Here is a 14,028-nt window from a genome sequence, read left to right as displayed (position 1 = left end):
AGCGGCGCAGCCCGCCCGTGGCCGAGCCGTCGCCGCCCCCGGGCGCGGGTCCGCCGTCGGAAGGCGGCCGGTCCGGTAGGCGCAGCCGCATGGTGTCGTGGTGTGTGGTCCCCTCCTGCATCCCGCCAATCTATGCCAGGCGCCGGGTCGCGCGGGGCAGCGGGCGGGCCCGACCGGGGTCGAGCAGCGGCCCGAGCAGATCGCCGTGCCGCTCGCGGCGCTCCGCGATCTCGTCGAAGCGGAAGGCCAGTTGGCCCGGTTCGGTGCAGGCTGCGACCTCGTCCCAGGTGACGGGGGTGGAGACGGTCGGGGTCGGGCGGGCGCGCAGGGTGTAGGCGACCGCGGTGGTCTTGGCCGCGGCGTTCTGGGAGAAGTCGACGAAGACCTTGCCGGCGCGCAGCGCCCTGGTCATCTTGTGCACGACCAGGCCCGGAAGGGCCGTCCGGGCCTCCACGGCCAGGGTCCTGGCGTAGCCGGTGGTGTGCTCGGCGGGGGTGGGCTCGACGGGCACGATCAGGTGCAGGCCCTTGGAGCCGCTGGTCTTGACGTAGGCGTCCAGCCCGTCGGCGGCCAGCCGGTCGCGCAGCCAGCGGGCGGCGGTGCAGCACTCGACGACGGTGGCCGGTGCGCCGGGATCCAGGTCGAAGACCAGCCGGTCGGCGAGGCCCGGTGCGTCGCGGGTCCATTGCGGGGCGTGGAGTTCGACGACCAGGTTGGCGGCCCAGACCAGGGTCGCCAGGTCCTGGATCAGGACCTGGCGGGTGGGTGCCGACCTCGAATGGGGGACCTCGCAGGTCTTCACCCAGGAGGGCGTGCCGGGCGGCACGTTCTTGGTGAAGAAGCGCTGGCCGCCGGGTCCGTCGGGGTAGCGCAGGAAGGACACCGGCCGGTCGTGGAGGTGGGCGAGCAGCACGTCCGCGGTGGTGGTGCAGTAGTGCAGCACCTCACCCTTGGTGGTGCCGGTCTCCGGATAGAGGACCTTGTCCAGGTTGGTCAGCGAGAGGCGCCGCCCCTCCACGACGGTGATCGGCGACATACCATGAGAATCCCACACAAGGGATGAACTATGCGATCTATATGGAATGGGTCGATATCGTTTGGCCTGGTCACCATCCCCGTGAAGACCTACAGCGCCACCGACCGCACCTCGTCCGTCTCCTTCGTCCGCATCCACGAGAAGGACGGCGCCCCGGTCCAGTACCGCAAGGTCTGCGAACTGGACGGCGAGGAGGTGCCCAACGAGGAGATCGGCAAGGGCTATCAGCCACCGGGCGACGAAACCGTCGTACCGATCACCGACGACGATCTGTCCCGGCTGCCGTTGCCGACCGCCAAGACCCTCGCCATCCTCTCCTTCGTCGACCCGGGCGAGATCGACCCGCTCCAGCTGGACAAGTCCTACTACCTGGCGCCCAACGGGGCCGCCGCCGCCAAGCCGTACGCGCTGCTGCGGGAGGCGCTGGAACACCACCGCAAGGTCGCGATCGGCAAGGTCGCGATGCGGGGGCGGGAGAACCTGGCGATGCTGCGCGCGTACGAGGGCGCGCTGGTGATGCACGCGCTGCTGTGGCCGGACCAGATCCGGTCCGCGGACGGGGTCGCCCCCGAGGACGTGAAAGTCCGCGAGACCGAACTCACGCTGGCCGAGACCCTGATGGACTCGCTGGGCGAGCTCGATCCGGCCGAACTCCACGACGACTACCGCCAGGCCGTCGAAGAACTCGTCGCCGCCAAACTGGAGGGCACCGCCCCGGCCGCCCCCGACACGTCCGGCACCGCCGGCGCCCAGGTCATCGATCTGACGGCGGCCCTGGAGAAGAGCGTCCGGGCGGCCCGCGGCGGCGGGGGCGGCACCGGGTCCGCCTCGGTCACACCACTGCGGGCGCGCGGTACGGCCGCCGAGAAGGCCCCGGCGAAGAAGAAGGCGACCGCCCGGAAGGCCCCCGCGAAGACCGCTGGGAAGAGCGCCGCGAAGAGCGGCACCACTCAGCGCACCGCGCGCGAACGGACCGCGGCGAAGAAGTCCGCACCGGCGAAGCGTTCGGCGAAGCAGACCGCCTCGACCGGACGGACGAGCACGGCGAAGGCCGCGACGTCCGGCACGGCGGCCGAGTCCACGACCAAGTCCACGGCCAAGAAGCCCGGCAGAAAAGCCCCCGCCTAGACACCGCCGGGCCCGGCTCTCCCTCTAGAGTTCACGACATGGCTTCAGACGAGGGGATGACCACCACCCGCATCGACAGCTGGATCTGGTCGGTGCGGCTGACCAAGACGCGTTCGCTGGCCGCCGCGGCCTGCCGAGCAGGGCACGTACGGGTCAACGGCGAGCGCGTGAAGCCGGCGCACGCGGTGCGCACCGGCGACGAGGTGCGGCTCCGGCACGCCGGCCGGGAGCGGATCGTCGTGGTGTCCCGGCTGGTGCGCAAGCGGGTGGGCGCGCCGGTCGCGGCCGAGTGCTACATCGACAACAGCCCGCCGGCCCCGCCGCGCGAGGAGGTCGCGCTCGTCGCCGTCCGGGACCGGGGCACCGGCCGGCCCACCAAGCGCGACCGGCGCGAGATGGACGAGCTGCGCGGGCGGATGGGGCTCGGCCCGGAGCGGAACTGAGGCCCGCCCTAAGGCTCCTCGGGCAGCGCGTCCACGTAGACCCACGCACCGTTCTCGCGGACGAAGCGGCTGTGCTCGTACTGGCTGCCGGACCGGCCGCGCAGCGTGTAGTGCGCGCGGAACTCCACCGTGCCCTCGTTGTGGAAGGCGCTGCCGCCGGACGTGGCCAGGATCTCCAGGCCGGTCCAGCACTGTGCCGGGTCCAGTTCGAGGCCGCCCGGACGGGTCTCGGGGTGCCAGCTGCGCAGCAGGTAGGCGGTGTCACCGACGGCGAAGGCGCTGTAGCGGGAGCGCATCAGCCGCTCCGCGGTCGGGGCGGCGGCGCGGCCCAGGTGGAAGGGGGCGCAGCAGTCGCCGTACGACGCGTCGCGCCCGCAGGGGCAGGGGGCGTCGGGGGTGACGGCGGCGGGACGGCCCGGCGCCTGCCGGGGCTTGGGTGACCTGCGCGGATTCCGCGCTTTCTGGGACTTCGGCACGCCACGATTGTGCCGGGTCGGCGGGGCCGGCCGGCGACCGGCGCCGTACCGCCCGGGGCGGAGCCCGTGGGAGCTGGCCCGTTTGGGCGGTTTCCACGATAAATCAGCCATTTGCAGCTTTTGATGGCTTGGCACCAGCTGTGAGGCTGGAAGAACTCACGGTGACCGTCCCCACACCCAGGAGAGAACCCCATGATTCTGTCCATCTCCGGCGTCGTTCTACTCGGCGTCATCGTCTTCCTCTTCTTCCGCAAAGACGGCCTCAAGTTGTCCCACGCGCTGGTCTGTGCACTCTTCGGGTTCTATCTGGCGGGCTCCGCCATCGCGCCCAGTATCAAGGCCGGTGGGGCGAGCCTGGCCAGCCTCCTCGGCGGCCTCAAGCTCTAGCGGGCGCAGCCCGACGCCGGCAGCCCGGCGTCGCGAGCACCGCCCGTACGGTCCCGCCCACCCCGTCCGGGCGGCTTCGCGCCCAGCGCGCCCCGGCTCGCCGCCCCACCGAGCCGGCCCGCCGCCCGTACGAGCAACAGGAGACAGCTGTGGCCCGTCGCCCCCTGCCCCGCATCCTCACCCCCGCGCACCGCTCGCCCGCGGAACTGGCGCGCAGCGCCGCCGACGGCGCCTTCGACGTGCTGCATCCGCTGATCACCATCAGCCGCGGTCTGCGCCGGCTGGCGGTCGCCGGGCGCGAGCGCTGGGCAGCGACGCCCAAGGAGCAGCGCGGGCCGCTGTGCTTCCTGGTCGCCGCCGGGGGGTTGATCGTGGCGCTGGTGCCGTACGGTCCGCTGCTCGCGCTGATGGCGGTGATGGCGGTGTCGGCGTGGGCCGGACGGGAGCAGCCGCTGGAGGAGGAAGAAGAAGAGACCGGCCCGAGCGAGGCGGAGACCGGGCGGTTGCAGGCGCTGTACGAGGCGCTGGTGCCCTACCTCGCCGCGGAGTGGGACCCCAACCCCCTCTATGCCCATGACGGCGACTGGGAAGGGGCGTTCACCGAGTACGCCTTCGACGACGACGGGCGAGTGGAGCTGCTGCGGCTGACGTACCCGGCGTACTTCACCGATGGCGAGGAGAGGGCCCGGCTGCGCATCGAGCAGGTGCTGCACGCCAAGTCCGGCCGCGGCCGGGAGTACCGCTTCGCCTGGGACGAGGCGGCCAACCAGTTGCTGATGACGGTGCCCGGCCCGCTGCCGACCGATATCGCGGCACAGCATTTCGTGACCGCCGCGGGCGAGATGGTGCTCGGGTTCACCGACTCCGACTCGGTCCAGCGGACCCTGCCGGTGGTCCGCGAGGCGGAGGACGGGGACGAGCCGCCGGTGGTGTGGCGCACCGGCCGGCGGTCCACCGAGCCGCATCTGCTGGCCCTGGGGCAGCCGGGCTCCGGCGCCACGACGCTGCTCCGCTCGCTCGCGCTCCAGGCGCTGCGGCACGGCGAGGTGCTGGTCATCGACGGCGGCGGTACCGGTGAGTTCGGCTGCCTGACCGGGCGGCGGGGTGTACTGGCGGTGGAGAGCGGGCTGTCGGGGACGCTGGCGACGTTGCAGTGGGCGGCGCACGAGACCGAACGGCGGCTGATCACGGCCAACCGCGCGCAGCAGGTCGGCGGACCCGCGCCCGAGGACACCCGGCGGCCACTGTGGATCATCGCGGACCGGCTGACGGCGCTGACCCATCTCGCCGCCGTGGAGGGCCGCGACGATCCGCAGCGGCTGCTCCAGGTCCCGCTGCGGCACGGCCGGTCGGCCCATGTGACGGTGGTGGTGGCCGACCAGTTCGAGAGCGCCGAGCTGCTGAGCGAGCCGGTACGGGCCCACACCAAGGCCCGGATCGCGCTCGGCCCGGCCACCGCGGAGGAGATCGCGGCGGTGCTCGGGGCACCACCGCAGACAACGCCCACGCCGCACATGCCGCCGGGCCGCGGCTACGCCCGGCTGGGCAGCGGCCCGGTCCTGCGCCTCCAGGTGCCGGCCACACCGGATCCGTACGACGAGGCCGCCGACGAGGCGCACCGGCAGGCGGTGGTGGCGCTGCTGCCGGAGCGCACGGTCCCGGCCGAGGCCGTGGGCGCGCCCGAGCCGGTGACCTTCCTGAAGCGCTCGGCGGCCGTCGAGGTAGTGCCGGTCGACACCCAGGAATGACGGGACGTCACCTAGCGCCGAGCCGTCGCACCAGGGTCTTTTGACGAACCATCAGGCCACGAACGCATGCCCAGTCTGGTCCGGCTCCGCCGGGGCGCCGGTCGCCACCAGCCGGGCGGCCCGCGCCAGCCGGACCGCGGCCTCGTCGGCGACCGCACCGTTGACGGTGAACGGCAGCCGCACGTAGCCCTCGAAGGCGCCGTCGACGCCGAAGCGCGGGCCGGAGGGGACCCGTACACCGAGCCGCTCCCCCGCCTCGGCGATCCGGGAGCCGGAGAGCCCGCCCGTCCGCACCCACAGGGTGAGGCCGCCGCGCGGGACGCTGAACTCCCAGTCGGGCAGGTGCCGTCCGAGGGCCTCGACGATCGCGTCGCGGTTCTCCCGGGCCTGGTCGCGGCGGATGCGGACGGCCTCCTCCCAGCCGCCGCTCTCCAGTAGCGAGGCGATGGCGAGCTGTTCGAGGACGGGCGAGCCGAGGTCGGAGTAGGCGCGGGCGGCGACCAGGCTGCGGATGATGTCGGGCGCGGCCCGCACCCAGCCGATGCGCATCCCGGCCCAGAACGCCTTGCTGGCCGAGCCGACGGTTATCACGGAACTGCCCGCCGGGTCGAAGGCGCAGACCGGGCGCGGGAGTTCGGTGTCCGCATCCAGCTGGAGCTCGGTCATGGTCTCGTCGACGACGAGCAGGGTGCCGGCCGAGCGCGCGGCATCGACCATGCGACGGCGCTGGTCCTCGGTGGCGAGGGTGCCGGTGGGATTGTGGAAGTCGGCGACGACATACGCCATCCGCGGTGCCGCGTCGCGCATCACCTGGCGCCAGGCCGGGATGTCCCAGCCGGCCAGCCGCTCGCCGAGCGCGACCGGGACGAGCCGGGCGCCGGCGTCGCGCATCAGCTGGAGGATGTTGGCGTACGAGGGCGAGTCGACGGCCACCCGCTCGCCGGGGCCGGTACAGAGGCGGCAGATCGCGGCGACGGCACCCATCGCGCCGGTGGTGACCATGATCTGCTCGGGCATGGTGGGGATGCCGTGGGCGGTGTACCGGTCGGCGAGGGCCTGGCGCAGGACGGGGAGGCCGGCCGGGTAGTCGCCGTGGGTGTGGGCGTAGAGCGGCAGATCGGCCATGGCGCCCTGGACGGCGCGGGTGAGCCACGGCTCGGGAGCCGGGAGGGCGGCGCAGCCGAGGTCGATCATCGAGCCGGCGGCCTCCGGCGGGAGCGGCTCCAGACCACGGGTGGGCAGCGGGTTGCCGGCCGGGACGGCGGTCCAACTGCCGGAGCCGCGCCGGGACTCCAGGAACCCCTCGGCGCGCAGCGCCTCGTAGGCGGCGGCGACGGTGGTACGGCTGACGCCGAAGGCGGCGGCCAGCTCACGCTCGGCGGGGAGCCGGGCGGCGACCGGCACCCGGCCTTCGAGCACGAGGAGGCGGACGCCGTCGGCGAGGCTGCGATAGGCGGGCAACTTCCGCCCGGCGGCGGTCAGTTCGGCGTCCCGCGGATCTTGCGAGCGGAGCAGCCGGGCGAGTTGGGGTGCACCCACCGCCGAAGTCCACTGGGCCATGAAGATCAGTCCACCTTCCCCGAATTGGCTCTACTTCCGGATCCCGGACATGCCACATGGTGTCATGCGTCAGTCCAATCCTGCCAGGAGGGGGAAGAGTCGTGTCCATCACCCAGGGGTCCGGTCCCGGGAGGTCCTTGCTGCCGCGCCGACTGGTGCAGCTCTATCTGGGACTGACGCTGTACGGCGTGAGCATGGGGCTCATGGTCCGCGCCGGGCTCGGCCTGGAGCCGTGGAGCGTCCTCAACCAGGGCATATCCCGGCATACGGGGCTGTCGATCGGCACCGTCACCATCGCCTCCGGGGCCCTGATCCTGCTCCTGTGGATCCCGCTGCGGCAGCGCCCCGGCCTGGGCACGGTCTCGAACGTGGTGATCCTCGGCCTGGTCATGGACGCCACACTGGCGCTGCTGCCCGAGGTCCACGCGCTCACCGCCCGCGTCCCGCTGCTCGCCTTCGCCGTGGTCCTCAACGGCACCGCGACCGGCCTCTACATCTCGGCCCGCTTCGGACCGGGGCCCCGCGACGGCCTGATGACCGGGCTGCACCGGCGCACCGGCCGCCCCGTACGGCTGGTGCGGACCTGCATCGAGGTGACCGTCCTCGCCGTGGGGTTCGCGCTCGGCGGGTCCGTCGGGGTGGGCACCGTGCTCTACGCCCTGGCCATCGGGCCGATGGCCCAGTTCTCCCTCCGCCGCTTCGCGATCAAGGGCCCGCCCGAGCAGCCGTCCTTGGTGGTGGCTCGCGGCCAGGCTTCACCTGAGCACGCGATACTGCCGGAGTGACCCCCGCGATACACCTCCGCCACCCCTACCTCGACCATCCCGGCCCGCTTCCCTTCGCCCACCGGGGCGGGGCCGCGGGCGGCCTGGAGAACACCGCCGCCGCCTTCCGGCACGCGGTCGACCTCGGCTACCGCTACCTGGAGACCGATGTCCACACCACCTCGGACGGCGCGCTGGTCGCCTTCCACGACGCGACGCTGGACCGCGTCACCGACTCCGAGGGCGCCATCGCGGCACTCCCCTGGCGTGCGGTACGCCGGGCCCGGGTCGCCGGACGGGAACCGCTGCCGCTCTTCGAGGAGTTGCTGGAGGAGTTCCCCGAGGCCCGCTGGAACGTCGATCTGAAGGTGGATTCCGCACTGGAGCCGCTGCTGGCCCTGCTGCGCCGGACCAACGCCTGGGACCGGGTGTGCGTCGGCTCGTTCTCCGAGGCCCGGGTGGCGCGGGCGCAGCGGCTGGCCGGCGGCCGGATGGCCAGCTCGCTGGGCACCCGCGGGGTGGCCGGTCTGCGGCTCCGCTCGTACGGCCGCGGGGCGCTGCCGCTGGACCGACTGCTGGGCGCGGCCGTACGGCGCAGCGCCGTCTGCGTCCAGGTACCCGAGCGGCAGTCCGGCATCCGCGTCGTCGATCCGCTGTTCCTGCGGGCCGCGCACGCACTGGGCATGCAGGTCCATGTCTGGACGGTCAACGACGCCGACCGGATGGCGGCGCTGCTCGACCTCGGCGTGGACGGGATCATGACCGACCACATCGAGACGCTGCGCACGGTGCTGACCGAGCGGGGGTGCTGGGTCTAGGACCTGTCCGGTGGGTCACGGCCGGGTCCGCGACGCTCCCCCAGCTAATGCTGGGAGGCGCCCCCATGCGGGCCTTGCCGAAGCGTCCCCTGGCTCCGCTGTCGCACCGCTCCGGCGCCGTGCGCTCCGCCTCGGCTCCTTCAACGGTCCCCGGAAGCCGCACCGCACCGGACGAAGCGGCCTGTCCGACCCTGACCCACCGGACAGGCCCTGGCCGGTCGCCGGCGGACGCCGGCCGGCCACCCGGATGGCCGCGCGTCCTCCAGGACTCTCACACCGAATCCCGCGAAGGCTTGTCATCGCAGCTCACGGGCGTGTAGTGATGGCCATCACTCAAGCGATCACATCGGGGCGCTGCGCACGGTACCGACCGAGCGGCGGTGCGGGGCCAGCCGCCGCGCCACCGGCCGTCCGCCGCGCCGAACGGGGACGGAAGACGGGGGTGCGTGTGCCCAGCACACAGTTCGGGTCCGGGAGACCGGAGGCAGCGACGGCGGAGAAGGCCGGGCAGCGCCGCGAGCAGCGCGGCTGGTACTTCTACGACTGGGCGGTCAGCGTCTACTCGTCGAGCGTGCTGACCGTGTTCCTCGGGCCGTATCTGACGACGGTGGCGAAGGCCGCGGCGGACGCGGAGGGATTCGTCCATCCCCTGGGCATCCCGGTGCGCGCCGGCTCCTTCTTCGCGTACGCGGTGTCCGCGTCCCTGCTGCTGTCGGTGCTGGCGATGCCGGCGGCCGGGGCGCTGGCGGACCGGACCGGCCGGAAGAAACCGCTGCTGGGCGGCTGCGCGTACACAGGGGCTGCGGCGACCACGGCGATGTTCTTCCTCGGCGGCGACCGCTATCTGCTGGGCGGGGCACTGCTGATCATCGCGAATGTCTCGTTCGTCGTGGCGATGATGCTCTACAACTCCTACCTGCCGCAGATCGCCGATCCCGACGAGCGCGACGCGGTCTCCTCGCGGGGCTGGGCGTTCGGCTACACCGCCAGCGCACTGACCCTGATCGCCGATCTCGCGCTGTATGCCGGGCATGACGCGGTCGGCATCTCCGCGGGGACCGCGGCACGGATCTGCCTGGCGACCGCGGGCCTGTGGTGGGGCGCCTTCGCACTGATCCCGCTGCGCCGGCTGCGCGACCGGCCGGCGGCCGGCGGCACCCGGGGCACGGCGGGCGACGTCGCGCCCGGCCAGGGCTGGCGCCAGCTGCGGGCGACGCTGCGCGATGTGCGCCGCCGTCCGCTCACCCTCTCCTTCCTCCTGGCGTACCTCGTCTACAACGACGGCATCCAGACCGTGATCACCCAGGCGTCGGTCTTCGGCTCCGAGGAGCTGGGGCTGGACCAGACCACGCTGATCGTCTCGACCCTGCTGGTGCAGGTGGTGGCCGCGGCGGGCGCGCTGCTCATGGGCCGGCTGGCCCGGACCTACGGCGCCCACCGGACGGTGCTGGGTTCACTGGTGGCCTGGACGCTGACCATCGCCACGGCATACTTCCTGCCCACGCGGACGCCGGAGTGGTTCTTCGTGCTGGCCGGCACGATCGGGCTGGTGCTGGGCGGCAGCCAGGCGCTGTCGCGGTCGCTGTTCTCGCATCTGATCCCACGCGGCAAGGAGGCGGAGTACTTCTCCGCGTACGCGATGAGCGACCGCGGAGTGAGCTGGCTGGGGCCGCTGGTGTTCGGGGTGGCCTACCAGGTGACCGGGAGCTACCGGGATGCGATCGTGTCGCTGGTGGCGTTCTTCGCGATCGGTTTCGTACTGCTGGCGCGGGTGCCGATGCGCCGGGCGATCGCTGCGGCCGGGAATCCGGTACCTGACCGGATTTAGCTCCTGGGCGTGCGGGCCGGTAGTGTACGCCTTTGGCTCACCAGGCGGACCGTTACTGCGCGCTCAACTCCGTGAGGCGCTGGGTGACATCTGCTGCCAGATGTGACAAACCGGGCGTTGGTGGGTACAACAAGGGGCGGCACGACGGGCGACGCAGGCGACGCATGTCCCGATGACGGGAATCTTCACCGCCGACCGGACGTTGACCGGATGACGACGACAGCGACACCTGTCCTGTGGGCGACAAGCCCGGGAGGCACGATTCATGAGTGAGCGAGCTCTCCGCGGCACGCGACTCGTGGTGACCAGCTACGAGACCGACCGCGGCATCGACCTGGCCCCGCGCCAGGCGGTGGAGTACGCATGCCAGAACGGACATCGATTCGAGATGCCGTTCTCGGTTGAGGCCGAGATTCCGCCGGAGTGGGAGTGCAAGGTATGCGGCGCACCCTCCCTTCTGGTGGATGGGGATGGCCCTGAGGAGAAGAAGGGCAAGCCCGCGCGTACGCACTGGGACATGCTCATGGAGCGGCGGACCCGCGAGGAGCTCGAGGAGGTGCTGGCCGAGCGGCTGGCCGTCCTGCGCTCCGGCACCATGAACATTGCCGTGCACCCGCGCGACAGCAACCGCAAGTCCGCCTGACAAGCGGGCTGCGCCGAGCGGCGCAGAAGGGCCGGGCCACCGATCTCCGGTGGCCCGGCCCTTGTGCTTTCCGCGCCGTCCGCGGCGGTGTCAGCCGGTCAGCGGCGGGTCCTGGCGGCGCGCGGCCGGGGGCCCGTCGTCACGGATGACCTCACCCTGGACGATCTTGCCGTCCGGGCGGTGCATCCGCGCCTGCTGGTAGGCGTCGCCGAGGGAACCGGGCGCGTAGGACCCGGAACGGGTCAGCAGCTTGTCGCCGCCGCGCAGGATCAGCCGCCCGGTCGGCGGGAAGAGGCAGAGCAGTCCGAGCACGTCCGACAGCAGGCCCGGCAGCATCAGCAGCAGCCCGCCGATCATCGGGAGGGTGTTGCCGGTGCCCGACGAGCCAGCCTCCTGCGGGGCCGCCGGGGCGCCGCCGGACTGGAGGCTCTCGGTGAGATTCCGCCAGGCCCGGCGGCCGGCCCGCTTGATCACCGCGCCGCCGGCGATCACGCCCGCGACGAGTAGCAGAAACACCGTCAGCCCGCTGGTGGCCCCGGCGACCACGGTCAGCAGCCAGATCTCCAGCACCATCCAGGCGGCGACGCCCAACGGGACGAACCGGCGGGCGCGCGATCGGTGCTGCTGGGGGCTGGGGGGTGGGGTGGCTCCGAACGTCATGCCACAAGTGTGCCTGGCCCGGCCGGCATCCGGGTCAGCGCCTGCGGATCTTGTCCACCCGGGAGCCGACGCCCCACGCGGTGATCCGCCACAGGGCCTCCACGACGATGTCACGGCTCATCTTGCTGTCGCCCAGCTCCCGCTCGATGAAGGTGATCGGAACCTCGACGACGTGGAAGCCCGCCCGCACGGCACGCCGCGCGAGGTCGACCTGGAAGCAGTAGCCCTGCGACGCCACCTCGTCCAGGCCCAGACCCTTCAGGGTCGCGGCCCGGAACGCCCGGAAGCCGCCGGTCACATCGCGGATCGGCACGTCCAGCATGATCCGGGAGTACGTGCTGCCGCCGCGGGAGAGGAACTCGCGGTGCTTGGGCCAGTTCACCACCCGGCCGCCCGGCACCCAGCGCGAGCCCAGCACCAGATCGGCACCCTTGAGGGCGGTGAGCAGCCGCGGCAGCTCCTCGGGCTGGTGGGAGCCGTCCGCGTCCATCTCCACCAGGACGTCATGGCCGTGGTCGATGCCCCACCGGAAGCCGGCGAGGTAGGCGGCGCCCAGCCCCTCCTTGCCCTTGCGGTGCAGGACGTGTACCCGCTCGTCCTCGGCGGCCAGCTCGTCGGCGAGCTTGCCGGTGCCGTCCGGGCTGTTGTCGTCCGCGACGAGGACGTGCGCCTCGGGGACGGCGGACCGCACCCGCGAGACGATCGGCTTGATGTTCTCCGCCTCGTTGTACGTCGGAATGATCACCAACGTGCTGCCGAGGGGGCCGTACTGCCGCTGACCGTCTGTCACTGCTGTCCCTTCTCGTCCTTCGTACGCCCACGCCGACCACTGACCACAGCAGTCCCGCAGGACAGGAGGCCCACGATAGCGAGCACCCACTCGGGAGCCGCGCCAATGCGGTCGGCGAGCGTCGTTTCGTCGCGCAGGGGGATGCGCGCCGACACGACACCCTGGGTGAATTCGGGAATCTGGTGCGTAATCGTTCCGTCCGGAGCGACCACCGCGCTGATTCCGCTCGTGGCCGCGGTGACCACCGCGCGGCCGTGCTCGACGGCCCGCAGCTTGGACATCGCCAGCTGCTGCTCGGGCTGGCCGGTGTGTCCGTAGGTGGCGTTGTTGGTCTGGATCACCAGGGCACGGGCCCCGGCGCCGACGGTGTCGTGCACGATCTCGTCGTAGGCGACCTCGAAGCAGATGACATCGCCGAGCCGGGCCGGGCCGACCTTCAACAGGCCGGTGTGGTCGCCCGGGTAGAAGTCGCGGGGCACCCGCTGGAAGCGCGTGATGATCTTGCTGAGCTGGGCGCGGAACGGCACGTACTCGCCGAACGGCACCGGATGCTGCTTGGTGTACGAAGCGCCCGGCCCGGTCCCGGGGTCCCACACGATGCCCTCGTTGAAGACATAGCCCGGCTTGGTCGGATGGTCGACCAGGGCGCCGACGAGGACGGGGACGCCGATCGCCTTGACCGCCGCGTCGATCCGGTCGTACGCCTGCGGGTACTGGAACGGGTCCAGGTCGGAGGAGTTCTCCGGCCAGATGACCAGGTCCGGCTTCTTCGCGCGGTGGTGCTTGATGTCGTCGGCGAGCTTCTCGGTGGCACGGGCGTGGTTGTCCAGGATCTGCAACGGGCGGCCAAGGAAGTCCATCCCGGGCCGCTGGACATTGCCCTGGACGACGGCGATGTCGACGCTGTCGTCGGCCTTGGTGGGGACCGGCACCGCCAGACCGGCCAGGGTGACCGCGGCGGCGAGCCCGAACGCCTCCAGCGCCGGGACCGCCCGGCGCACCGTGCCGTTGCCGCGCAGCCCCCAGAGGGTGACCGCGCAGGCGGCCAGCAGCGCACCGGCCAGCGCGACCGCGAAGGTCACCAGCGGCGCACCGCCGAGCGCAGCGAGCGGGGTGAACGGCGAGCCCGTGTTGGCGAACGCCAGCCGGCCCCAGGGGAAGCCGCCGAACGGGAGCCGGTCGCGGGCCCATTCCTGGGCGACCCACAGGCATGCGGCCCACACCGGCCAGGCCGGCAGCCGCGAGGTGAGCGCCAGCCCCGCCCCCATCAGCACCACGAACAGCGACTCGGCGACGGACAGCCCCACCACCGCGTCCCAGCCGATCACCTGCAGCCACTTGAGCAGCAGCAGGAAGAACGGCAGCCCGAAGACGAAGCCCGTCCAGGCGCCCTGGCGCGCGGTCCGACCGCGGGTCAGCAGCGACAGCGCGGCCACCGCGACCAGCGAGAGCGGCCACACCCCGTACGGCGGGAAGGCCAGGCCGAGTGCGAGGCCGGCGACGACCGCGAGGCCGGTGCGCGGCGCCTCGCGGCGGGCGAGCGCGGCCAGCCGGCGGGCGCGGCCGGGGCGCCGGGCGTCGTCGGCGGCATCCGACGCGGTGGGCGCCACCGGGCTGCCGGGCGCGGTGCCGCCGACGGCTTCTGCGGTGGTATCGGAACCCGATGGCACGGTCGCGGGCCTTCCTGCAGGTCGTGCGGTAGTCAGCTGACCGTACATCGGAGGGCCGCCGTCGCGGGGGCGGGGTA

General features: G+C 72.6%; 14 protein-coding genes. 8 read left to right on the top strand and 6 right to left on the bottom strand.

Annotation, left to right across the window (positions count from 1 at the left end; all coding sequences use genetic code 11):
• Positions 1-130: 130 nt before the first annotated feature.
• Positions 131-1,036, bottom strand: a complete 906-nt coding sequence (gene ligD, locus RZ84_RS33235; RefSeq protein WP_043268220.1) for a non-homologous end-joining DNA ligase — start codon at positions 1,034-1,036, stop codon at positions 131-133.
• 30 nt (positions 1,037-1,066) lie between these two features.
• On the opposite strand from ligD, the gene RZ84_RS33230 reads away from it, so the two are divergent.
• Together RZ84_RS33230 and RZ84_RS33225 are read left to right on the top strand one after the other, a co-directional pair.
• On the top strand, positions 1,067-2,164 hold the full coding sequence (locus tag RZ84_RS33230) for a non-homologous end joining protein Ku (RefSeq protein WP_043268219.1): 1,098 nt from the start codon (positions 1,067-1,069) through the stop codon (positions 2,162-2,164).
• 38 nt (positions 2,165-2,202) lie between these two features.
• Entirely contained in the window at positions 2,203-2,607 is a 405-nt protein-coding gene (locus RZ84_RS33225; RefSeq protein WP_043268216.1) for an RNA-binding S4 domain-containing protein, read from the top strand.
• Between the two features lie 8 nt (positions 2,608-2,615).
• Here RZ84_RS33225 and RZ84_RS33220 read toward each other — a convergent pair whose 3' ends face one another.
• Complete coding sequence (locus RZ84_RS33220) at positions 2,616-3,083, bottom strand: YchJ family protein (RefSeq protein ID WP_043268213.1); 468 nt, start codon at positions 3,081-3,083, stop codon at positions 2,616-2,618.
• Positions 3,084-3,275: 192 nt separating this feature from the next.
• On the opposite strand from RZ84_RS33220, the gene RZ84_RS33215 reads away from it, so the two are divergent.
• Positions 3,276-3,470, top strand: a complete 195-nt coding sequence (locus RZ84_RS33215; RefSeq protein ID WP_043268211.1) for a hypothetical protein — start codon at positions 3,276-3,278, stop codon at positions 3,468-3,470.
• Positions 3,471-3,619: 149 nt separating this feature from the next.
• Entirely contained in the window at positions 3,620-5,218 is a 1,599-nt protein-coding gene (locus RZ84_RS33210) for an FtsK/SpoIIIE domain-containing protein (protein ID WP_078894458.1), read from the top strand.
• A 51-nt stretch (positions 5,219-5,269) separates the two neighbouring features.
• Here RZ84_RS33210 and RZ84_RS33205 read toward each other — a convergent pair whose 3' ends face one another.
• Positions 5,270-6,778, bottom strand: coding sequence for an SCO1417 family PLP biosynthesis transcription factor (locus RZ84_RS33205; protein ID WP_043268209.1), 1,509 nt, complete (start codon positions 6,776-6,778; stop codon positions 5,270-5,272).
• A gap of 101 nt (positions 6,779-6,879) precedes the next feature.
• Here RZ84_RS33205 and RZ84_RS33200 point away from each other — a divergent pair, with 101 nt between their 5' ends.
• The 4 genes from RZ84_RS33200 to RZ84_RS33185 all read left to right on the top strand — a co-directional run bounded on the left by RZ84_RS33200 (position 6,880) and on the right by RZ84_RS33185 (position 10,831).
• Positions 6,880-7,563 carry a membrane protein YczE gene (locus RZ84_RS33200; protein ID WP_043268207.1) on the top strand — a complete coding sequence of 228 codons (684 nt, stop codon included), beginning with the start codon at positions 6,880-6,882 and terminating at the stop codon, positions 7,561-7,563.
• A complete protein-coding gene (locus RZ84_RS33195) occupies positions 7,560-8,360 on the top strand; it encodes a glycerophosphodiester phosphodiesterase family protein (protein ID WP_198540096.1) in 801 nt (266 codons plus the stop codon). The genes RZ84_RS33200 and RZ84_RS33195 overlap by 4 nt, the downstream gene beginning before the upstream one ends.
• 448 nt (positions 8,361-8,808) lie before the next feature.
• Positions 8,809-10,188, top strand: coding sequence for an MFS transporter (locus RZ84_RS33190; protein ID WP_043271591.1), 1,380 nt, complete (start codon positions 8,809-8,811; stop codon positions 10,186-10,188).
• Positions 10,189-10,453: 265 nt separating this feature from the next.
• Positions 10,454-10,831, top strand: coding sequence for an RNA polymerase-binding protein RbpA (locus RZ84_RS33185; RefSeq protein WP_026170122.1), 378 nt, complete (start codon positions 10,454-10,456; stop codon positions 10,829-10,831).
• 90 nt (positions 10,832-10,921) lie between these two features.
• Here RZ84_RS33185 and fxsA read toward each other — a convergent pair whose 3' ends face one another.
• The 3 genes from fxsA to lnt are packed head-to-tail and all read right to left on the bottom strand — an operon-like array spanning position 10,922 to position 13,951.
• Entirely contained in the window at positions 10,922-11,491 is a 570-nt protein-coding gene (fxsA, locus tag RZ84_RS33180; protein ID WP_043268204.1) for an FxsA family membrane protein, read from the bottom strand.
• A 34-nt stretch (positions 11,492-11,525) separates the two neighbouring features.
• A complete protein-coding gene (locus RZ84_RS33175; protein WP_043268202.1) occupies positions 11,526-12,281 on the bottom strand; it encodes a polyprenol monophosphomannose synthase in 756 nt (251 codons plus the stop codon).
• Positions 12,278-13,951, bottom strand: a complete 1,674-nt coding sequence (gene lnt, locus RZ84_RS33170; protein ID WP_043268200.1) for an apolipoprotein N-acyltransferase — start codon at positions 13,949-13,951, stop codon at positions 12,278-12,280. Before lnt ends, RZ84_RS33175 begins: the two co-directional genes overlap by 4 nt.
• Positions 13,952-14,028: the final 77 nt, after the last annotated feature.

This window comes from Streptomyces sp. CT34 (assembly GCF_000805335.1).
Lineage (GTDB): Bacteria > Actinomycetota > Actinomycetes > Streptomycetales > Streptomycetaceae > Streptomyces.
This window is presented reverse-complemented; position numbering and strand designations above follow the sequence as displayed.

Excerpts from the sequence above, each read along its gene's own strand:
- RZ84_RS33185 (WP_026170122.1), top strand. The coding sequence starts at position 10,454 with ATGAGTGAGCGAGCTCTCCGCGGCACGCGACTCGTGGTGACCAGCTAC.
- fxsA (WP_043268204.1), bottom strand. The coding sequence starts at position 11,491 with ATGACGTTCGGAGCCACCCCACCCCCCAGCCCCCAGCAGCACCGATCG.
- RZ84_RS33215 (WP_043268211.1), top strand. The coding sequence starts at position 3,276 with ATGATTCTGTCCATCTCCGGCGTCGTTCTACTCGGCGTCATCGTCTTC.
- RZ84_RS33230 (WP_043268219.1), top strand. The coding sequence starts at position 1,067 with ATGCGATCTATATGGAATGGGTCGATATCGTTTGGCCTGGTCACCATC.
- ligD (WP_043268220.1), bottom strand. The coding sequence starts at position 1,036 with ATGTCGCCGATCACCGTCGTGGAGGGGCGGCGCCTCTCGCTGACCAAC.
- RZ84_RS33225 (WP_043268216.1), top strand. The coding sequence starts at position 2,203 with ATGGCTTCAGACGAGGGGATGACCACCACCCGCATCGACAGCTGGATC.
- RZ84_RS33205 (WP_043268209.1), bottom strand. The coding sequence starts at position 6,778 with ATGGCCCAGTGGACTTCGGCGGTGGGTGCACCCCAACTCGCCCGGCTG.